This is a genomic window from Streptococcus sp. FSL W7-1342 (assembly GCF_037966635.1).
In the GTDB taxonomy this organism is placed as follows: Bacteria; Bacillota; Bacilli; order Lactobacillales; family Streptococcaceae; genus Streptococcus; species Streptococcus salivarius_D.
Genome location: NZ_CP150200.1, coordinates 689170 through 712703 on the forward strand (window position 1 = coordinate 689170; position 23534 = coordinate 712703).

Annotated in this window: 8 protein-coding genes; 7 read left to right on the top strand and 1 reads right to left on the bottom strand. The window is 44.2% G+C overall.

Going from position 1 to position 23534, the window contains the following annotated elements; genetic code table 11:
- Positions 1–643 precede the first annotated feature (643 nt).
- Positions 644–790: an LPXTG cell wall anchor domain-containing protein gene (locus tag NSQ79_RS03170; RefSeq protein WP_142917835.1), complete on the top strand. Its 147-nt coding sequence runs from the start codon at positions 644–646 to the stop codon at positions 788–790.
- A gap of 402 nt (positions 791–1192) precedes the next feature.
- Positions 1193–10861, top strand: a complete 9669-nt coding sequence (locus tag NSQ79_RS03175) for an accessory Sec-dependent serine-rich glycoprotein adhesin (RefSeq protein WP_339313979.1) — start codon at positions 1193–1195, stop codon at positions 10859–10861.
- 214 nt (positions 10862–11075) lie between these two features.
- Here NSQ79_RS03175 and NSQ79_RS03180 read toward each other — a convergent pair whose 3' ends face one another.
- Positions 11076–11738 (bottom strand): MurR/RpiR family transcriptional regulator, encoded by a 663-nt coding sequence (locus NSQ79_RS03180; protein ID WP_013990283.1) that lies wholly within the window; start codon positions 11736–11738, stop codon positions 11076–11078.
- A gap of 439 nt (positions 11739–12177) precedes the next feature.
- Between NSQ79_RS03180 and NSQ79_RS03185 the strand changes: the two genes are divergently transcribed.
- From NSQ79_RS03185 to NSQ79_RS03205, 5 genes are all read left to right on the top strand, one after another.
- A complete protein-coding gene (locus NSQ79_RS03185) occupies positions 12178–16527 on the top strand; it encodes a glycoside hydrolase family 70 protein (protein ID WP_118057980.1) in 4350 nt (1449 codons plus the stop codon).
- A gap of 781 nt (positions 16528–17308) precedes the next feature.
- Complete coding sequence (locus NSQ79_RS03190; RefSeq protein WP_155164779.1) at positions 17309–21292, top strand: hypothetical protein; 3984 nt, start codon at positions 17309–17311, stop codon at positions 21290–21292.
- A 271-nt stretch (positions 21293–21563) separates the two neighbouring features.
- A complete protein-coding gene (locus tag NSQ79_RS03195; protein WP_155164778.1) occupies positions 21564–22313 on the top strand; it encodes an MBL fold metallo-hydrolase in 750 nt (249 codons plus the stop codon).
- Between the two features lie 104 nt (positions 22314–22417).
- The gene (locus NSQ79_RS03200; RefSeq protein WP_049529212.1) at positions 22418–22981 is read left to right on the top strand and encodes a sugar O-acetyltransferase; all 564 of its coding nucleotides are present in this window, start codon (positions 22418–22420) and stop codon (positions 22979–22981) included.
- A gap of 122 nt (positions 22982–23103) precedes the next feature.
- A complete protein-coding gene (locus NSQ79_RS03205) occupies positions 23104–23514 on the top strand; it encodes a MarR family winged helix-turn-helix transcriptional regulator (RefSeq protein ID WP_049529211.1) in 411 nt (136 codons plus the stop codon).
- Positions 23515–23534 lie beyond the last annotated feature (20 nt).

Sequence of the window (23534 nt, forward strand, 5' to 3'; positions counted from 1 at the left end):
GAGCGCTTCAACAAGTGCGAGCGAGTCAGCAAGTACCAGTGCGTCGATGAGTGCTTCAACAAGTGCCTCAGAATCTGCAAGTACGTCCGCGTCCATGAGCGCCTCAACAAGTGCGTCTGAATCAGCAAGCACTTCAGCGTCGATGAGTGCTTCAACAAGCGCTAGCGAATCTGCAAGTACGTCTGCATCAATGAGCGCTTCAACGAGTGCGAGCGAGTCAGCAAGTACCAGTGCATCGATGAGCGCTTCAACAAGTGCTAGCGAGTCAGCAAGTACCAGTGCATCGATGAGCGCTTCAACAAGTGCGAGTGAATCCGCAAGTACGTCTGCATCAATGAGTGCTTCAACAAGTGCCAGCGAATCAGCAAGTACAAGTGCATCGATGAGCGCTTCAACAAGTGCGAGCGAGTCAGCAAGTACAAGTGCATCGATGAGCGCTTCAACAAGTGCGAGCGAGTCAGCAAGTACGTCAGCATCCATGAACACTTCAACCAGTGCTTCATCAAACTCACAGATATCTTCAATGAGTTCAGAGCAATTGACAAACACTTCACTGATAATTAACACATCAGAAAGAACTAGTCTTTCTGTTAATGATCGCAATTCTGACAGTTTCATTCTTAAGGCTAAGGCTGATAGACTTTTGGTACAACCAGAATCTAGGATGCTTCCTAAGTTTATTGAGAGAAGTAATCCACTTGCAACGGTGTTAGGAGTTCTATCTACTGCAACTGGTCTTGCCTTTCTTGCTAAACGCAAGAAGGATGACCCAGAAGATGACAGTTTATAATTTTAGTGTTAGGTAGTCATCGTCAATTTTTTAATAAAACACCACCCTTATTAGTACATTGTTAAATAAGGGCGGTGTTTTTTTGCTGTCTAGTGATATTAAGATGAAAACTTTAGAAAGAAGTATTTATCTGATATGATTGGAAAAATCAGAATTTTTATTAATCTTACCAAGAGGAATTTTCCTTAATCATTTTTTTCGAGAGATGTCATATTCTATTGCTACCTTTTCATTGTTATCATTCTGGGGAAATTACCCTTTTTTAGACTTGTAAAAGCAATGTAGGAAAGGACGATAAAAAAATTCAAAAAATAAGATACTATATTAGATTTTTTGGTTAAGGATATGATAAAATAGACAGTAATGTGCTAATAAACTAGCTAAAAATGAAAAGGTGTATATATGTTTTTTAGAAGAAATGAGGGTCAGTACCGAGAAACTGATCGTGTGACACGTTTTAAATTGGTAAAGTCAGGGAAACATTGGTTACGTGCCGCAACTTCCCACTTTGGGCTTTTTAAGATAATAAGTGGTCGTGTGGATGCGTCATCTGTATCAGTTCATCAAGTTGAGGAAGAAGTACCTTTAGTCACAAGTGACAGACTTTTAAAGGGAGTAGCCGCAACAGGAGCTCTACTAGGTGGAGGAGTAGCGACTTATGTGGTTCAAGCTGATGAAGCAACAAGTCCATCAGCGGTAGAGCATACGGTTAGTCCGACGACAGATGTTTTGGCGGCCTCTGATTCAGCAGTTTTGAGTCATTCTGGAGCTATTACAGAATCTGCAGTCAGAGGAGATGTAGTTAGTCAGTCAGCCTCAGCCACAGATTCAGTATCAAACTCAGTAGATTCAGTCTCACTATCGCTATCAGCAAGTCATCAGGCTTCTGCGTCAGTATCAGCGAGCCTTTCGACCTCAGTCTCAACCTCTGCTAGTACGTCAGCTTCGACAAGTGCGAGTGAGTCAGCCAGCACCAGTGCTTCGGCTTCACAGAAAGCTTCGGAGTCTACTTCAGTTTCAATGAGTAGTTCAAAGGCGACAGGGCATGACAGTGAGACATCAAGTAGTCAAGTTACTGCTACGAGCCAGACGGGGTCTGAGAGTGGTGCAGACTCAATGCGTTCAGAAGACTTAGATACCAATGAGACATCACGTTCGTCAGATTTAACAACAAGAGCGTCAGTACCGACAGTCTCAGTACAAGCAGCAGAGGTTACCTCAGAAGCTACAGCAGTAGCTAATACTGCTGTGGCGGTGAGTATTGAGGCGGATAAGAAGCGTCAAGAGCAAGAAGCCAAGCTTAACTCACTGTCTACTGAAATTGGAACTTATCTAGGAAGACTAGGCAATCGTGAAGGGGCGGAAAGTGCCCTTCTAAAAGGAAAGACTACGATTGAAGCGATTCAAAATGCTTTGACAGATCCAAACGCTGACCTCAACGCCCTTATCTCTGAAGCTACTAGAACACGTAATACTGTGGTCAATACAGTGTTACGCGCAAGTTCTGGTGCTCGTGATTACCGGAATGGAGCACGGATTACTGCTGCCAATACCTTACGTGCATCCTACGATACAAACGCTTCACTGGGAAATGCAACCTATGATCCTAAGGCGCATTTGATTGTAACCAATAAGAATCAATCCACCTACTTTAAAACAACTGGAGATGCCTCTTTAAGTAATGGGATTTTGACCTTGACGCCAAGTGCGCCAAGTCAGGCAGGTGCCTATACCCTGAACACGAAGATTGATATGAACGAAAGTTTCACTCTCACAGGAAAAATCAACCTCGGAGAGGCTTATGAAGGGCGCCCTAAAAACGGTCATGATGGTGGCGATGGAATCGCTGCGGTATTCTCAACAGGTGCCATCGGAGAAATCGGAAATGCCAACGGTAATGGATCAGGTGCCAGTCTTGGGATGGGAGGAGATAACCTCAAAGGTTCTTTCGGTTTCAAACTAGATACTTGGCATAATACGGGTAACCCATTACCGAATAATAAAGCTTCAGCCGATCCTAAGTATTCAGGGTATCAAAAGGGAGCTTTTGGAGGCTTTACTTATAACTATAATGGATCTAGAAATGATGCCAAGGGTTCTGTTTACCCTGTTATCCGTACCATTAAGAAGCTAAATGGGGAAGGCCCAACAGATAATTCATTGAAGGACTATAAGGTTGTCTATGATGGGGATACCAAGGTGATGACGGTCACCTATAATGGACAAACTTGGTCTATGAATCTAAACTATGATTCCATAGCTGTTAATGGTGACATGGAAGTTCTTGGACATCCAAATGCAAGTGTCATAAAAAACGAGAATAAGAGCAGAAGCCTCTTGCAAAATGCGGGTTATCCTGATGAAATGGCCTTTGCCCTCTTTGGGTCGACGGGTTCCGGTTATAATTTACAGCAATTCCAGTTGGAGAAGTTTGATTATTCAGCTCAGGGTGCCTACATTACAGTGAAATTCATCGATGCAGACACTGGGGAAGAGATTCCTGGAAAAGATGAAGTGTTGATTCAGAAAACTCCTGGAACAAATGTAGATTTGGGAGAATACCTTGCTATTAGTGGTTATACTCTAAAAGCGACAAACGTTTCTACGGCTAAGGGCTATCTTTTTGGTAACACTGTGAAAGTTGTTACGGGTAACCAAGGAATTACCTATGCTTTCCATAAAATCAGACAAAACGAAATTTACACAGCCTCTGCCAAAGCAACAACTGTGTACACGTTGCAGGGTGAAACAGCTTCGGATCTTTCTGATGTAAGTAAATTTGTGACGGTTGCTTCAAATGAAAGTACAACACCTGCTGCCTCTGGTTATAGTCTGGTTTGGTCAACACCGATTTCAACGACTACTTCGGGGAATCAAACAGCTGTTGCAAAAGTAACCTATTCAGACGGTTCTGTGCAAACCGTTAATGTGAATTATAAGGTTTTACCTAAGATTGAGGCTAAAACACCTATTTATGATTTTAAAGGTCAAAATCTTCACAATGGTTCAAATGCAGATGCGTATCTCTCATCTGATGTGACAGACCAATCTTACACAACCAAATGGACCAATAACTCTACATCTGAAACAACGACAACTCTACCATTGTCAACAGCAACGGCAGGTGAATTTAACTATACGATTACCCGAACCTATGATGTTGGTCGTTATGGGACAACTTCAAATAGTTCAGAGTTGTTGGTGAGTACAACTACTCTTAAACATAAAGTTATTGAGGTGAAGGGTGTTTCTCATACATTTGAACAAGATGTTGATGATGAGGATTATTATAATAGCTATACGCCAAGTGAATGGTATAGTGCAGATTCGGTTTCACAATCGGCCATCTTATCTGCAAATTTTGTCAGCTCAGACTTACCAGATATTAGTACTCCTGGACAATTCACTTATTCTGTTAGATTTACAACCTTACCTGACGGGACAGGCCTAAGTAGCACTTATGAATTGGAGGTACCCTATACAGTTACCCCTAATAGGGATAGTATGTCAGCCTCAACCAGCGCCAGTGAATCCGCAAAAACATCAGCATCAATGAGTGCCTTAGCGAGTGCCTCGGAATCAGCAAGTACCAGTGCTTCGGAAAGTGTGTCCACAAGTGAATCGGAAAAAACCTCTGAAAGTGTTTCAGCTTCACACAGCGCATTAACGAGTGCAAGTGAGTCCGCCAGCACGTCGGCGTCACAAAGTGCCTCAACCAGCGCCAGCGAATCTGCAAGTACGTCAGCATCGCAAAGTGCATCAACGAGCGCCTCAGAGTCCGCAAGTACGTCGGCATCCATGAGCGCTTCAACAAGTGCGAGCGAATCCGCAAGTACATCAGCTTCCATGAGTGCTTCAACAAGTGCATCTGAATCAGCCAGCACTTCAGCATCGCAAAGTGCCTCAACTAGCGCATCAGAATCGGCAAGTACCTCGGCCTCAATGAGTGCCTCAACGAGTGCTAGCGAATCCGCAAGTACCAGTGCGTCGATGAGTGCTTCAACAAGTGCTTCAGAGTCCGCAAGTACCAGTGCATCGATGAGCGCTTCAACCAGCGCCAGCGAATCAGCAAGTACGTCGGCATCCATGAGTGCTTCAACAAGTGCTTCAGAGTCAGCAAGTACTTCAGCATCCATGAGTGCCTCAACAAGTGCCAGTGAATCGGCAAGTACTTCAGCGTCACAGAGCGCCTCAACAAGTGCGTCAGAATCCGCAAGTACGTCAGCATCGCAAAGTGCATCAACGAGCGCCTCAGAGTCCGCAAGTACGTCGGCATCCATGAGCGCTTCAACAAGTGCGAGCGAGTCAGCAAGTACCTCGGCCTCAATGAGTGCATCAACGAGTGCATCTGAATCAGCCAGCACTTCAGCATCGCAAAGTGCTTCAACCAGCGCCAGCGAATCAGCAAGTACGTCGGCATCCATGAGCGCTTCAACAAGTGCTTCAGAGTCCGCAAGTACGTCGGCATCCATGAGCGCTTCAACAAGTGCATCAGAATCCGCAAGTACATCTGCGTCACAGAGCGCCTCAACAAGTGCGAGCGAATCGGCAAGTACGTCTGCATCGATGAGTGCCTCAACAAGTGCTTCAGAGTCAGCAAGTACTTCAGCATCCATGAGTGCCTCAACAAGTGCTTCAGAGTCAGCAAGTACTTCAGCATCCATGAGTGCCTCAACAAGTGCCAGTGAGTCGGCAAGTACTTCAGCGTCACAGAGCGCCTCAACAAGTGCGTCAGAATCCGCAAGTACGTCAGCATCGCAAAGTGCATTAACGAGCGCCTCAGAGTCGGCAAGTACGTCGGCATCCATGAGCGCTTCAACAAGTGCGAGCGAGTCAGCAAGTACCTCGGCCTCAATGAGTGCATCAACGAGTGCATCTGAATCAGCCAGCACTTCAGCATCGCAAAGTGCTTCAACCAGCGCCAGCGAATCAGCAAGTACGTCAGCGTCCATGAGTGCCTCAACAAGTGCGAGTGAGTCAGCAAGTACGTCAGCGTCCATGAGCGCTTCAACGAGTGCGTCTGAATCCGCAAGTACGTCCGCGTCACAGAGTGCCTCAACCAGAGCTAGCGAATCTGCAAGTACAAGTGCTTCCATGAGCGCTTCAACCAGTGCATCAGAATCAGCCAGCACTTCAGCATCGCAAAGCGCTTCAACGAGTGCCAGTGAATCAGCAAGTACATCAGCATCCATGAGTGCTTCAACAAGTGCCAGTGAATCGGCAAGTACGTCAGCATCCATGAGTGCCTCAACAAGTGCGAGCGAATCGGCAAGTACGTCCGCGTCGATGAGCGCCTCAACGAGTGCGAGTGAGTCAGCAAGTACGTCAGCATCCATGAGTGCTTCAACCAGCGCCAGTGAATCGGCAAGTACATCAGCATCCATGAGTGCTTCAACCAGCGCCAGTGAGTCCGCAAGTACATCAGCATCCATGAGTGCCTCAACAAGTGCGAGTGAGTCCGCAAGTACATCAGCATCCATGAGTGCCTCGATGAGTGCCTCAACGAGTGCGAGCGAATCCGCAAGTACCAGTGCCTCGATGAGTGCCTCAACAAGTGCAAGTGAGTCAGCAAGTACGTCCGCGTCCATGAGTGCGTCAACCAGCGCCAGTGAGTCCGCAAGTACTTCAGCATCGATGAGCGCTTCAACGAGTGCTTCAGAATCTGCAAGTACATCTGCATCGATGAGCGCTTCAACGAGTGCTTCAGAATCTGCAAGTACGTCAGCGTCGATGAGCGCTTCAACAAGTGCAAGTGAATCTGCAAGTACTTCAGCGTCAATGAGTGCCTCAACCAGCGCCAGTGAATCGGCAAGTACCTCAGCGTCCATGAGCGCCTCAACCAGCGCCAGTGAATCCGCAAGTACGTCTGCATCGATGAGTGCTTCAACGAGTGCGAGTGAATCAGCCAGCACATCAGCATCGATGAGCGCTTCAACAAGTGCGAGCGAGTCAGCAAGTACATCGGCCTCAATGAGCGCCTCAACAAGTGCTTCAGAGTCAGCAAGTACGTCAGCATCGATGAGTGCTTCAACAAGTGCCAGTGAATCGGCAAGTACGTCCGCGTCACAGAGTGCCTCAATAAGTGCGAGCGAATCTGCAAGTACAAGTGCTTCCATGAGTGCTTCAACCAGCGCCTCAGAGTCAGCAAGTACTTCAACATCGATGAGTGCCTCAACAAGTGCCAGTGAATCTGCAAGTACTTCAGCATCGATGAGCGCTTCAACCAGTGCAAGTGAATCTGCAAGTACTTCAGCGTCACAGAGTGCGTCAACAAGTGCTAGTGAATCCGCAAGTACCAGTGCCTCAATGAGTGCTTCAACAAGTGCATCAGAATCAGCCAGCACTTCAGCATCGCAAAGTGCATCAACAAGTGCGAGCGAGTCAGCAAGTACTAGCGCCTCCATGAGTGCATCAACCAGTGCTTCAGAATCCGCAAGTACGTCGGCTTCCATGAGTGCGTCAACGAGTGCGAGTGAATCAGCAAGTACGTCCGCGTCAATGAGTGCCTCAACGAGCGCATCAGAATCTGCAAGTACCTCAGCATCGATGAGCGCTTCAACAAGTGCTTCAGAGTCCGCAAGTACCTCAGCATCGATGAGCGCCTCAACGAGTGCAAGTGAGTCAGCAAGTACGTCGGCTTCCATGAGCGCTTCAACGAGTGCTTCAGAGTCTGCAAGTACTTCAGCGTCACAGAGTGCCTCAACAAGTGCGAGCGAATCCGCAAGTACGTCAGCATCGATGAGTGCTTCAACCAGCGCTAGCGAATCGGCAAGTACTTCAGCGTCCATGAGCGCTTCAACGAGTGCAAGTGAGTCAGCAAGTACGTCTGCCTCAATGAGCGCCTCAACAAGTGCAAGCGAATCCGCAAGCACAAGTGCATCCATGAGCGCCTCAACAAGTGCGAGTGAATCCGCAAGTACCAGTGCTTCCATGAGTGCATCAACAAGTGCGAGCGAGTCAGCAAGTACGTCCGCGTCCATGAGTGCGTCAACCAGCGCCAGTGAGTCAGCCAGCACGTCCGCATCGCAAAGCGCCTCAACCAGCGCCAGCGAATCAGCAAGTACGTCTGCCTCCATGAGCGCCTCAACAAGTGCGAGTGAGTCAGCAAGTACATCAGCCTCCATGAGTGCCTCAACCAGCGCCAGCGAGTCAGCAAGTACATCAGCGTCCATGAGTGCGTCAACCAGCGCCAGTGAGTCAGCCAGCACGTCCGCATCGCAAAGCGCCTCAACCAGCGCCAGCGAGTCAGCAAGTACGTCAGCATCGATGAGTGCTTCAACAAGTGCCAGTGAATCGGCAAGTACGTCAGCGTCCATGAGCGCCTCAACAAGTGCAAGTGAATCTGCAAGTACTTCAGCGTCGATTAGCGCCTCAACAAGTGCGAGCGAATCAGCCAGCACATCAGCGTCGATGAGCGCTTCAACAAGTGCAAGTGAATCGGCAAGTACTTCAGCGTCACAGAGTGCGTCAACCAGCGCCAGTGAGTCAGCCAGCACGTCCGCATCGCAAAGCGCCTCAACCAGCGCCAGCGAGTCAGCAAGTACGTCAGCATCGATGAGTGCTTCAACAAGTGCCAGTGAATCGGCAAGTACGTCAGCGTCCATGAGCGCCTCAACAAGTGCAAGTGAATCTGCAAGTACGTCAGCGTCCATGAGCGCCTCAACAAGTGCGAGCGAATCAGCCAGCACATCAGCGTCGATGAGCGCTTCAACAAGTGCCAGTGAATCGGCAAGTACTTCAGCGTCACAGAGTGCTTCAACGAGCGCATCAGAATCCGCAAGTACCAGTGCTTCAATGAGTGCCTCAACCAGTGCGAGCGAATCGGCAAGTACGTCAGCATCGATGAGTGCTTCAACAAGTGCCAGTGAATCGGCAAGTACGTCAGCGTCCATGAGCGCCTCAACAAGTGCAAGTGAATCTGCAAGTACGTCAGCGTCCATGAGCGCCTCAACAAGTGCGAGCGAATCAGCCAGCACATCAGCGTCGATGAGCGCTTCAACAAGTGCCAGTGAATCGGCAAGTACTTCAGCGTCACAGAGTGCTTCAACGAGCGCATCAGAGTCCGCAAGTACGTCGGCATCCATGAGCGCTTCAACAAGTGCGAGCGAATCGGCAAGTACGTCAGCATCGATGAGTGCCTCAACAAGTGCCAGTGAATCGGCAAGTACGTCGGCATCCATGAGCGCTTCAACAAGTGCAAGTGAATCTGCAAGTACTTCAGCGTCGATGAGCGCCTCAACGAGTGCGAGCGAATCAGCCAGCACTTCAGCGTCGATGAGCGCTTCAACAAGTGCAAGTGAATCTGCAAGTACTTCAGCGTCGATGAGCGCCTCAACCAGTGCGAGCGAATCAGCCAGCACATCAGCGTCACAGAGTGCCTCAACAAGTGCGAGCGAATCCGCAAGTACGTCAGCGTCGATGAGCGCTTCAACAAGTGCGAGTGAATCCGCAAGTACGTCAGCGTCGATGAGTGCTTCAACAAGTGCGAGTGAATCCGCAAGTACCAGTGCCTCGATGAGTGCCTCAACAAGTGCAAGTGAGTCAGCAAGTACGTCTGCATCGATGAGTGCCTCAACCAGCGCTAGCGAATCTGCAAGTACAAGTGCTTCCATGAGCGCTTCAACCAGTGCATCAGAATCAGCCAGCACTTCAGCATCGCAAAGTGCTTCAACGAGTGCCAGTGAATCAGCAAGTACTAGCGCCTCCATGAGTGCGTCAACTAGCTCATCAGAATCAGCAAGTACTAGCGCCTCCATGAGTGCATCGACAAGTGCGTCAGAATCGGCAAGTACGTCAGCGTCCATGAGTGCCTCAACCAGCGCTAGCGAATCTGCAAGTACCTCGGCCTCAATGAGTGCCTCAACGAGTGCATCAGAATCAGCCAGCACTTCAGCATCGCAAAGTGCTTCAACGAGTGCCAGTGAATCAGCAAGTACTAGCGCCTCACAAAGTGCCTCAACAAGTGCGAGCGAATCGGCAAGTACATCGGCCTCAATGAGCGCATCGACAAGTGCCTCGATGAGTGCCTCAACGAGTGCGAGCGAATCCGCAAGTACCAGTGCCTCGATGAGTGCCTCAACAAGTGCAAGTGAGTCAGCAAGTACGTCAGCATCGATGAGTGCCTCAACCAGCGCCAGTGAATCCGCAAGTACCAGTGCTTCCATGAGTGCATCAACAAGTGCGAGTGAGTCAGCAAGTACCAGTGCCTCCATGAGCGCTTCAACGAGTGCATCAGAGTCCGCAAGTACGTCGGCCTCAATGAGTGCATCGACAAGTGCGAGCGAATCCGCAAGTACCAGTGCGTCGATGAGTGCCTCAACGAGTGCGTCAGAATCAGCAAGTACGTCAGCGTCCATGAGCGCTTCACAAAGTGCCTCAACCAGCGCCTCAGAGTCAGCAAGTACGTCAGCATCGCAAAGCGCCTCAACCAGCGCCAGCGAATCGGCAAGTACGTCGGCTTCCATGAGCGCTTCAACGAGTGCGTCTGAATCCGCAAGTACGTCAGCGTCAATGAGTGCATCAACAAGTGCGAGTGAGTCTGCAAGTACGTCGGCATCAAGCTCAGTTATCACAAGTATGGGAGAACCTGCGATCCACTCCCTTGACAGTGTTGATATTAATAGTGTTATTGTTTCTGATTCGATTAGTGTGTCAGTATCGGCCTCGATTTCTCTATCAGTAAGTGCTTCAACTTCAGCAAGTATCAGTGCGTCACAGAGTGCCTCATCCAGCGCTAGTGAATCGGCAAGTACAAGTGCATCACAAAGTGCATCAACAAGTGCATCAGAATCCGCAAGTACATCAGCGTCACAGAGTGCCTCAACGAGTGCAAGTATCTCTGCATCTCAAAGTGTGTCAATCAGTGCTAGTGATTCATCACCTACGTCTGTAGCTAGTGCTTCAAGCTCTGAAAGTATGTCTCCTAAGGATCATACTGAAGCCAAACAACTTCCGAAGACTGGAGAAACTGAATCGTCGTTAGCTACACTCTTCGGTGCCTTAGCGACGGCAACTGGTCTTGCCTTTCTTGCCAAACGGAAGAAAGATGAAGAAGAGGACGAAGATTATTAGTATTTTAGGATTGTAATAGTCTTTACAATGCTCAGATAAGCACAGTAAAAAACACCTTCATGTTAGATATGCAGTCTAGCTAGGAGGTGTTTTTTGATTTGGAGATGTTGTGAAAGTTTCAAAAACAAACAGCAACAATAAAAAGGAGGTCAGCTTTAACTGACCTCCTAATTTAGTATTACATTTTACCTGGATGAGCGACGTTGTTGCTCTGTTAGAATGACTTCAAATAACAAGTTTCCAACCAAATTGAACATCTAATGCGAACGCAGATTTTCACGTTTTTTGGGGCATCATAGACAAAAATCATGTGATCACTGATTTTAGAAAGTAGGTGATTGCCTAAAGTAGTAATAGTTAAGACAGTTGCCCCATGTCTTTTGGCTTGTAAGATACTGTTATTGACATCCTTGCTTTTTCCACCGAGTGAGAAGACGATAATGACGTCCTGAGGTGTCACAATAACTTTAATACGTTCAATACTGAATTGTTCAAAATAATCGTTGGTCCAAATGTTGATCAGTTTCAATTTGCGGTTGAAGTCGGTCATAGGCATGTAACTAGATCCCACGCCGATACAGAAAATACGTCTAGCCTCAAGAATCTTATCTGCAAAGCTTTGGAAATCTTGCTCTGAGAGGATGGATAAGGTATGTTCGAACTCGACGTGGAGTTGTTCTTTGAGTTGTTCAAAGGAGTTATGTTCTAATTTGGCTTGATTCTTCTTAAGTTCTTTTGATAAACGCAGGTCATACCGTAGTTCATTATAGGTCTGGTAACCTAGTTTCTTGCAAGCACGGATAACAGTAGAAGAAGAAATAAAGAGTTCATTGGCAATAGCCTTGAGGGTAATATTTTCAACCTCTTCCTGACGCATGAGATAATCTATAACTTCCTCTTACAGCTCGTAAGTAGTGAATGGCTTAGATAGTTAGAATTTATTTTCAGTATGAGAAATTATCCTAAAAAAGACATCATCTCTACAGCCTGATATATTGCTTAAGTTAGTGTTTTTAAGTGTTTCAAGAGGAGAAGTCTTAAGAATCTGGTCTTTTTCCATTAGATTCTCTTGGATTAAGGTTAAAAGCAAAAAAGCTTATCAAGAATAATTCTAAATAGCTATAGTTTCCCAATTCTCTTTCCCTCAACGATAAAAAATGAATATTTTATATTTCTAAATACTCATCAAAAACTAATATTATTAAAACAACAAAAGGACTTTTCTAAAAAATATGAAAATTTATCGAATCTTATTGAAAAAAAGCTTTCAATGATTTAGAATGAAGCTATAAATGGGAAAAAGGAGTCTTTTTATTATGGACAAAAAAGTACATTATAAAATGCACAAAGTTAAGAAACAATGGGTAACCATCGCAGTGACAGGTTTGTCTCTCGGTGCAGTCTCAGCGGTTTCTTTAGGAACTAACGACGGTGTCGTTCAGGCAGACGAACATACGGATGCTACTGTAGCCATCCCCGATATTACTGTTGATACGGGTACTGTATCTAACGATACAACGGCTGCTCAGGATCCAACTACAGCAGTTGCAGCGACAAACGATGTCGCAACTGACCAAGCAACTCCAACAGCAACTTTCGATTTGACAACTGATACAACAAATACAGTTGCAGCGAATGCTGTTGATACGGTAGCGACTGTCGGTACTGATCGTGCGGCAACTACAAACGATACAACAGCAACCAATGATACAGCTGTTGATACAACAAATAACAATACTACAACTGACACAACAACAGTTACTGATCGCGCAGCGACAACTGAACGTCGTGCGACTGGTGCTCGCCGTGGTCCTACAGGAGGCCGTCGTGCTACCCCAGTTAACGGCAATACAAATAATGCCAACAATACTGTCACAGTAGTAAATAACGACCTTCCAGCAACTAATAATGTCGTAACTGATGGTCCAAGCCACATCAAAACTATTAATGGAAAACAATACTACGTTGAAGATGATGGCACTATTCGTAAGAACTATGTTCTTGAACGTATCGGTGGAAGCCAATACTTTAACGCTGAAACTGGTGAATTGTCTAACCAAAAAGAATACCGTTTCGATAAGAACGGTGGAACAGGTTCATCAGCTGACAGCACAAACACAAACGTTACTGTAAATGGTGATAAAAATGCCTTTTACGGTACAACTGATAAAGATATCGAACTTGTTGATGGTTACTTCACTGCCAACACATGGTACCGTCCAAAAGAAATCTTGAAAGATGGTAAAGAGTGGACTGCCTCAACTGAAAATGACAAACGTCCATTGCTTACAGTTTGGTGGCCAAGCAAGGCTATCCAAGCGAGCTACCTCAACTACATGAAGGAGCAAGGTCTCGGTACCAATCAGACCTATACGTCATTCAGCTCACAAACCCAAATGGACCAAGCAGCACTTGAAGTTCAAAAGCGTATTGAAGAACGTATTGCGCGTGAAGGTAACACTGACTGGTTGCGTACAACTATCAAAAATTTCGTGAAGACCCAACCAGGTTGGAATTCAACTTCTGAAAACCTTGATAATAATGACCACTTGCAAGGTGGTGCCCTTCTCTATAACAACGATAGTCGTACAAGCCATGCTAACTCAGATTATCGTCTTTTGAACCGCACACCAACTAGTCAAACAGGTAAACACAATCCTAAGTATACTAAGGATACAAGTAACGGTGGTTTCGAGTTCTTGTTGGCAAATGATATTGACAACTCAAATCCAGCGGTTCAGGCTGAGCAGTTGAACTGGCTCCACTACATCATGAACATCGGTACTATTACTGGTGGTTCTGAAGATGAAAACTTCGATGGTGTTCGTGTCGATGCCGTGGATAATGTCAATGCTGACCTTCTCCAAATTGCTTCAGATTATTTCAAAGCTAAATATGGTGCTGATCAAAGTCAAGATCAAGCCATTAAACACTTGTCTATCTTGGAAGCATGGTCTCACAACGATGCCTATTACAATGAAGACACTAAAGGTGCCCAATTGCCAATGGATGACCCTATGCACTTAGCATTGGTATATTCACTCTTGCGTCCAATTGGTAACCGCTCAGGGGTTGAACCACTCATTTCAAATAGTTTGAATGACCGTTCTGAAAGTGGTAAAAACTCTAAACGCATGGCTAACTACGCCTTTGTTCGTGCTCACGATTCAGAGGTACAATCAATCATTGGTCAAATCATCAAAAATGAAATCAACCCTCAATCAACAGGGAATACCTTCACGCTTGATGAAATGAAGAAAGCCTTTGAAATCTACAACAAAGACATGCGTAGTGCTAACAAGCAATACACACAATATAACATCCCATCAGCATATGCCTTGATGCTTACGCATAAGGACACTGTGCCACGTGTTTACTATGGAGACATGTACACAGATGATGGTCAATATATGGCTCAAAAATCACCATATTATGATGCTATCGAAACCCTCTTGAAAGGCCGTATCCGCTATGCAGCCGGTGGTCAAGATATGAAGGTTAACTACATCGGTTATGGTAATACTAATGGTTGGGATGCTGCAGGTGTCTTGACATCTGTACGTTATGGTACAGGGGCTAACAGTGCTTCTGATACTGGTACGGCAGAGACACGTAACCAAGGTATGGCAGTTATCGTTTCAAACCAACCTGCCCTTCGTTTGACAAGCAACTTGACAATTAACATGGGTGCGGCTCACCGTAACCAAGCTTATCGTCCATTGCTTTTGACAACAAACGATGGTGTGGCTACTTACTTGAATGACAGCGATGCTAACGGTATTGTTAAATACACTGATGGCAACGGTAATTTGACATTTAGTGCAAATGAAATTCGTGGTATCCGTAACCCTCAAGTTGATGGTTACCTTGCCGTTTGGGTACCAGTAGGTGCTTCTGAAAATCAAGACGTGCGTGTAGCACCAAGTAAAGAAAAGAACAGCAGTGGTTTGGTTTACGAATCAAATGCTGCCCTTGATTCACAAGTTATCTACGAAGGTTTCTCTAACTTCCAAGACTTCGTTCAAAATCCATCACAATACACTAATAAGAAGATTGCTGAAAATGCAAACCTCTTCAAATCATGGGGTATCACATCATTCGAATTTGCACCACAGTACGTTTCAAGTGATGACGGTAGCTTCCTTGACTCAGTAATCCAAAATGGTTATGCCTTTACAGACCGTTATGATATTGGTATGAGTAAGGACAATAAGTACGGTTCATTGGCTGACTTGAAAGCAGCTCTTAAATCACTCCACGCTGTAGGTATCTCAGCGATTGCTGACTGGGTTCCAGACCAAATCTACAACCTTCCAGGTGATGAAGTGGTTACTGCAACTCGTGTTAATAACTATGGTGAAACTAAAGATGGTGCAATCATCGATCATAGCCTCTACGCTGCTAAAACACGTACCTTTGGTAATGACTACCAAGGTAAATATGGTGGTGCCTTCCTTGATGAATTGAAACGTCTCTACCCACAAATCTTTGACCGTGTTCAAATCTCTACTGGTAAACGCATGACAACTGATGAGAAGATTACAAAGTGGTCTGCTAAATACATGAATGGTACTAACATTCTTGACCGTGGCTCAGAGTACGTACTTAAGAATGGCCTCAACGGTTACTACGGTACAAATGGCGGTAAGGTTAGCCTTCCAAAAGTAGTAGGAAGCAACCAATCAACAAATGGAGATAATCAAAATGGTGACGGCAGTGGTAAGTTTGAAAAACGTCTCTTCTCTGTAAGATACCGTTATAACAATGGCCAATATGCTAAGAATGCCTTCATCAAAGATAACGACGGAAATGTTTACTACTTTGATAACTCAGGTCGCATGGCAGTCGGAGAAAAGACTATCGATGGTAAACAATACTTCTTCCTCGCTAATGGTGTGCAATTGCGTGATGGTTATCGTCAAAACCGTAGAGGTCAAGTATTCTACTACGACCAAAACGGTGTCTTGAATGCAAATGGTAAACAAGATCCAAAACCAGATAACAATAATAATGCATCAGGCCGTAACCAATTCGTACAAATTGGTAATAACGTTTGGGCATACTATGATGGTAATGGTAAACGTGTGACAGGTCACCAAAACATCAATGGTCAAGAACTCTTCTTCGACAACAATGGTGTCCAAGTTAAAGGGCGCACTGTTAACGAGAATGGTGCTATCCGTTACTATGATGCTAACTCAGGTGAGATGGCTCGTAACCGATTCGCAGAAATCGAACCAGGTGTTTGGGCTTACTTCAATAATGATGGTACGGCTGTAAAAGGTTCACAAAACATCAATGGTCAAGACCTCTACTTTGATCAAAATGGCCGTCAGGTCAAAGGTGCTTTGGCAAACGTAGATGGCAACCTTCGTTACTATGATGTAAACTCAGGTGAGCTTTACCGTAATCGATTCCACGAAATTGATGGTAGCTGGTATTACTTCGATGGTAATGGTAATGCTGTCAAAGGCATGGTTAATATCAATGGTCAAAACCTCCTCTTTGATAACAATGGTAAACAAATCAAAGGTCATTTGGTTCGCGTGAACGGTGTTGTTCGTTACTTTGATCCAAATTCAGGTGAAATGGCTGTCAACCGTTGGGTTGAAGTGAGTCCAGGATGGTGGGTTTACTTTGACGGTGAAGGCCGAGGTCAAATTTAATCGTTTCTAAACTGTATGAACCGAGACAGTAGTCTCGGTTTTTATGGCATGTTTGGATTTCGTTAAGGATTTGGTGATGACTGAAACTAGTGATTTTAAAACTATTTTGAGTTAGTCATAATAGTCTGACAGTGGTCGTTACATCTGCAATCCCTTGAATAAGTCATCATGCAAAAAAAGTTATTAATTATTTACAACTTAATACGTGAAAGTTGAGAAACTAGGGAGTCTCATTAAATGGTTCCAATCTATTGATGAAGCATCAAAGTCATTCTATACTAAAAGCAATACTAGTTAACTCTTAGCATTTCATAGTTGAGGGCCAGGTACAGACTTTTTCTGTGCCATTCTCTTAGGTTCTTTCCTTATAAACTAAGGTAAGGTTCTAGCCTTTCAAAGATGAGAAGTAGTTGTGATAGTTTATAGTGTATTTCTTAAGAGAGTGTCTTTAGGGAGAAAAAACTCCATTAAAGACTCGTCATTTATCATATCGGTGTAGTCTCATTTTGATGCCACTTTCGTAAATTATTTGATAGATATTACACATTAAAACGCTATTTTTTCACTTAGGGGTTAAAATGATTAAAGTTCTTACACCTTACTTGTAAAAATTCGATTCTCGTATTATAGTATATATAAGAGATATCAAAAAATTTAATTTTTTGATAAAAGCTTGTTAGCTTCTCTGAGGGAAAATGGAATCTTAATAGAAAAGATTTCGATGAGAACTTAGCAAGTATAGGATTTTATTTCTCATAAAAAGAAGAAAGGGGGAGTATTTTTGAGAGCCTATAGGGAAGATGCGACCGAAGCAGCAGCAAGAACTGCCGAAGAGCATGTCGCACACGGATCAGGGAATACTGATTTAGTTGATACTATAGATCTTTCTAAATTATTGACTAGACCAAAACGTCACTCTGACCACCGTGCCCCCTCTCCATTAGATTTTGCTAGAGCTGATGAAGCTCTCTTTGATAATCATGCTCAATCGGAAACCGTGAGGATCCCATCTAAGCAAGAGATTATTTTTCAAGGAGCGGATTCGCAAACTCCAGATTCTGAAGTCATGGAAAAACATGTCTTTACGGGAACTAGAGATAGGAAGACTGGTTTAATCGAATGGGACAAGGACAGTTATACCTATCCTAAGATACCGGTACCAGTTGTCCAGGGCTATTTCGCTGACCAAAAGGAAGCGGGTTTTAACGTTGTCACACCCTATGTGCCAACGGTAACGGAACATGTGACCTATAGGAAATTGGGACGCATTATCCCTGTGACAGAAGATGGGGAATATATTCCAGGTGCTTTGACTAAGCAGTATAACAATAACAAAAAAGATCCACGAAAGGCGGGTGAGACAGCAACACCAGCTGTTCAAGATTATATGACAGATATTAAAAGTGTAGTACCGAACAAACCAGGAGGGGATACTCCGGTTGTGTATCGTAAAATTTTCAAGAAAGCCAGCATCACTTATATTGATGAAACTACCGGAGCTTACTTGGTTAGTGACCAGTTGACCGGTGAATTGGGTGAAGCGATTGAATACGGAACAGCAACACGTATCAAGACTTTCAAGGACATGGGATATGACTTGATTCAGGACGAATTCCCTAAAGATGCCATTTTTGATGACAAGGATATTGATGATCAAGAGTGGTTTGTCCTCTTGCAACACGATGTTGCCAAGGTAGGGCCTGACCATGAACAAGTCCCAGATACTCCAATCAATCCTAATAATCCAGATGGACCTAAGTGGCCATCTAAGTATGCTTACGAGAAAGAAGTAAGCTTCACAGTCTTTTACAAGAGTACAGATGGCAATGCGGATTTGCCAGATGCTGATGTGCAAAAGGCTTATTGGGTCCGTACCCTTACCTTTGACAAGGTCACAGGTGAGCTTGTTGATGAGACAGAGTGGTCACCAAACAAGACCAAGTATTATGACATCTATGCACCAGTTGTTTTAGGCTATTTTGCAGATAGAGTAGAAGTAAAAGGTAGAGAGGTTACTGAAGATAACATCGAAGAAACCATTACCTACGTTCCACTTGGTAAGATTATTCCTATTGATGCGAATGGATGCTTGATTCCAAACGTTCCAACGCCGACCTTCAACAACGATGCCAATAACCCAACTAAGGTTAGTGAGACACTTGTTCCCCACATTCCGGGTTACCGTCCAATGCAACAAAGTGTCATGCCTGAGAGCTTGACAGACGATATTCTTGTTGAGTACGCTCCAATCCTTGAAGATGTAACGCAACCAACCTTGCAAACGGTCTTCTTCAAAGGAGCTGGCGAAGCAACACCGTCTGTTAATATTCAGTCTGACTTCACCTTCACTGGTAAGTACAACCAAGCAGAAGACACTTACACTTGGGATCAAGACAGCCATACCTTTGCTAAGGTTAATGTCCCAGTTATCGAAGGTTACTATGCGGACAAGGCAGTGGCTGGTATGCAGGTCGTTACACCTGATAAACCAGAAGCAACAGACAGTGTTGTCTATAAAGAGCTTGGTAAGATTATTCCTGTTGATACCTTTGGTAATCCAATTGCGGATGCAGAGCCAGTTCATTATGCGAATGATCCTCATGATGCTACGCAAGTTATTGAAACACCAGCACCACAAGTTGCTGGCTACCAAGCTGAAAGTGAATTGGTATTGCCAATTGACCTCAGCATGGACCAAACCTTGGTTTACGAACCAATCTTGGATGATATCACGCAAGATACGAAACAAACGGTTACCTTCCAAGGTGCAGGCTACAAAGATCCAGTTATCAACATTCAAGATAGCTTCAGCTTCCACGGTAAGTTTAACCAAGTGGAACAAACAAGCACTTGGGATCAAGACAGCTTCACTTATGATGTTGTAGAAGTTCCAGTAGTTGAAGGCTTCTATGCAGATAAACGTCAAGCCGGTGGACTTGAAGTTCGACCAGACCTTCCAGAAGTGGAAGATACAGTTATTTACACAGAACTTGGTAAGATTATTCCAGTAGATGAGTATGGTACACCAATCGAAAATGCACCTACTCCAAGCTATAACAATGATCCAGAAGATCCAACCATGGCTATGGAAACAGTCGTTCCAGATGTTCTTGGTTACATTTCTGAAAAGACCTTTATTACTCCAGAACACCCAGGTCAAGATACCAACGTGGTTTATGCCAAGGATGAGCAAAAAGCTATTATCCTTTACATGAATGAGCTTGATAAGTCAGAATTGACTCGTGATGTTGTTGTCGGAAGCTCAGGTGAGAAGATTGACTACTCTACTGATGAACAAATCGCAAACTTGCTCAAACAAGGTTATGAACTTGTCAACGATGGTTATGCAGAAGCCTTTGACCACACTTACAATGGTGACTCTGACTTTGACCAAGTCTTCGAAGTGGTTCTTCGTGAACGTTTGGTTCTTATCGACCCAGATATGCCAGCACCAGTTGCAGGTGAAGTCGTAGATCCAAATGATGTGAATAGCCCAGTTTGGCCAAATAGCGTAGAGATGCTTGAAAACCGTGCCGATGTGACACGTACTATCCAGTATGTCTTCGAAGAAGGCGGCTTGGCTAGCGACGACTACGTTGAAGTTCTTGATTTCAAACGTTTGGCAAATGTTAACCTTGTGACAGGCGCTATCAATTATGAAGCATGGTCAAGTACTCAAGCAGGCTTCTCAGCAGTTCCTTCACCAGAGGTTGTCGGATTCACACCAGACCGTATGGAAGTCGCTGAAATGACAGAGGTTTCTGTAGAAACACCTGAAATCATGGAAGTGGTTACTTACCTCAAGGATGCTCAGAAAGCTACAGTTACTTATGTTGATGGTACAACTCGTAAGAAACTTGAAGTGGTCGACTTGCTTGGTAAATCAGGCGAAGTGATTGAATACTCAACAATCGAACGTATCAAGTACTATAGCGACCGTGGTTATACCCTCCTTGCTGATGGCTTCACAAACGGTGTAATCTTTGATGGCGATTCACATGTTGACCAAAACTTCATGGTTACCCTTCGTCATGGTACCGTTCAAGTAGGTCCAGATAACATCCAAGAAGCTGGTACACCAATCAACCCAGCAAATCCTGATGGTGCCAAATGGCCAGAACGCGAAAGCTACATCAAAGACGTAACCTTCACAGTTCTCTACACATCTAGCGATGGACAAGCAGAACTTCCTGCCAATAACATCCAAACTGCTCAATGGACACGTAGTTTGACTATTGATAAGGTTACAGGTGAAGAGCTTGGTTCAAGCTACTGGACTTCAAATAAAGGTCAGTTTGAAACAGTTATCACCCCTGAAGTAGAAGGCTACAGTGCTGATAAGGACAAGGTTGAAGGTAAGACAGTAGGTCAACGTAACCTTGAGGAAACCGTTGTTTATATCCCATTAACAGGCGATATCAATGGTAAACCTAAGAAAGACAAGGCAGACGATATCGTTGTTGAAGAAATCCAAGACCTAGAAGTTCTCGACCAAGTCGAAGAGCAAGTGGAATCTCATGATGGACCAGTTACTTATGGACCAGGCGATGACTTTGAAGCACCTGTTTCAAGTCAAGCTGAGGGTAAAGGCTCTAAACACAAGATGCCAATTAATCTCTCAAATGAGGAAGAAGCAAGTAAAGGTAAGATTGAAGAAACCATCAATATCGCTGGCTTCACCGTATCGGTAACAGGTCTAGGACTTGGCCGCAACGGACGTAAAAAGAAAAATAAAAAAGATCACAAAGATCAAAAGGACAAATAATATAAAGCCCTGAATGACTCAGGCATGCCCAGACAGAAAGAAAATCTCAAGTTGCGTTGTGCACTTGGGATTTTTTTGTGGATTACCTAACCGAGGTCTGTGGAAACTAAGTATTTTAAACGTAAAAGAAGGTGTCGAACATACGCTGCTATTGATAAAAGTGATGATAAAAACTATAATCTAGTTACAGGAGCTATGTACTAAAATGCTCATTCCATTGTTGTTAATGACTAGTTTTTCAACTTGTCGCTTATTTTAAAAAAGAGGTACTATGTCTATTTCGTTTACTTATTGTGGCGTTGCATGTGGCGTCATTTCCATTGATAATCAATTTCATATTGGAATTGATCCTGACTTATCTCCTAAGGGAACTTTAGTTCAGTTTAAAGGATTTGTCTCCGAGAAACAAACTGATGTTTATAAGGATGAGTCTCTTCTTAGCAAAGTTGATGTATGGCTAATTACTCATGGGCATCAAGATCATTTGGATGATGTAGGGAAAGATTATCTGAAAGAGAAGATGGTCATTTCTCCTAATAGGAAAATTTTAGATGGGGTGCCATGTTTAAATAATAGTGTTTTAAGATGGGGAGAAGGACAAGCATTTCAAGTCGCTGACTATTGTATCACCATAAAAGCATTACCGGCTTATCATGCCAGTAATTACATCATGCGAAAGATAGTTGGTAAGGTAAATGGCTATCAACTAACAATCACCAGTTCGTCAGAAACTAAAGTTATTTATTTTACCGGTGATACTGTTTTGTACCCAGACTTAACCCAAAATGTCCCTAAAAAAATAGATGCTATTTTTGCTAATTTAGGTGCTGTAAAATCAGGTTCATTTGGTGGCCCATTTACCATGGACTTAAAAATGTTAAACCGAATGAATAATCTCCTTCAACCTAAAAGGATTTATCCCATTCATATTGATGATTATAGTCATTACAAGACAACTAAAAAAGAAGTTGAATCAGCAGGTTATAGGGTTTTAGCTGTTGGTGAGACCATCGATATATAATTAAGTAGAATAAAGACTTTACATACTTTTGTATGGGAGTCTCACTTGTGGTAACATCACTTCTATACTACAATATAGGAAAACAATCATAAAAGGAGTATGCCATGTCAACTGAATATGAAAAGATGATTGCAGGTGACTTTTATAAACCTAGCGATCCTAAGTTACGTGCCCTAGCAGCCAGCTCAAGAGAAAAACAATGGGCCTTCAATGCTGAGCCTGACCGTCTCAAAAGGGCAGAGATTGTCAAATCTTGGTTTGGTTCGACTGGTGAAAATGTTGCCATGAATCCTCAGTTCGTTACGGATTACGGTGTTAATATCCATATCGGTGAAAATTTTTACTCTAACTGGAATTTGACCATGCTGGATATCTGTCCTATCACGATTGGTGACAATGCCATGATTGGCCCTAATTGTCAGTTTTTGACGCCCTTGCATCCGCTTGATCCAACCGAGCGTAATTCAGGCATTGAATATGGTGCTCCAATTACGATCGGTGATAATTTCTGGGCCGGTGGAGGCGTGACTATCCTCCCAGGAGTGACCTTAGGGGATAATGTAGTTGCTGGAGCAGGAGCCGTTGTGACCAAGTCCTTCGGTGACAATGTGGTTCTAGGTGGGAATCCGGCGCGTGTGATTAAGGAAATTCCTGTAAAGAAAGACTAAATATAGCAACTCAAGGATTCGAGGTCCTTGAGTTTTCTATTTTTTGAAAGAATCTATTGACTTGAGCTAATAATTCTTCTATACTGCTAGTTAGCTAACAATATAGTTAAGGAGTCATTTTTTTGGACCATTTTGGACGCTTGTTAAAACAAGCCAATAACAGTATGATGCGTCATTTTGACCAGTTTGCTAGGCAATATGATTTGACTGGAAATCAGATGGCTGTCATTGATTTTATAACCAATCATGCGGATCAAGAAGTCTTTCAACGGGACATTGAGCACGAATTTGAGATTCAGCGTTCGACAACGACAGTGCTCTTACAGCGAATGGAGAAGAAAGGCTTAATTGAACGCCACACATCTTCAAAAGATGCTAGGCAAAAGGCGGTCGTTTTAACGGATAAAGCCCTTAATATCGCTTCTGCCTGTCAATCTTATCTTCGAAAAGAGGAAGAAGAGTTTGCCCAGCAGTTTTCAGCTAAAGAGAGAGAAGTCTTTCTCAAAATCTTACAACACTACCGCAATATTTAAGTTTATCTAGGAGGAATAAA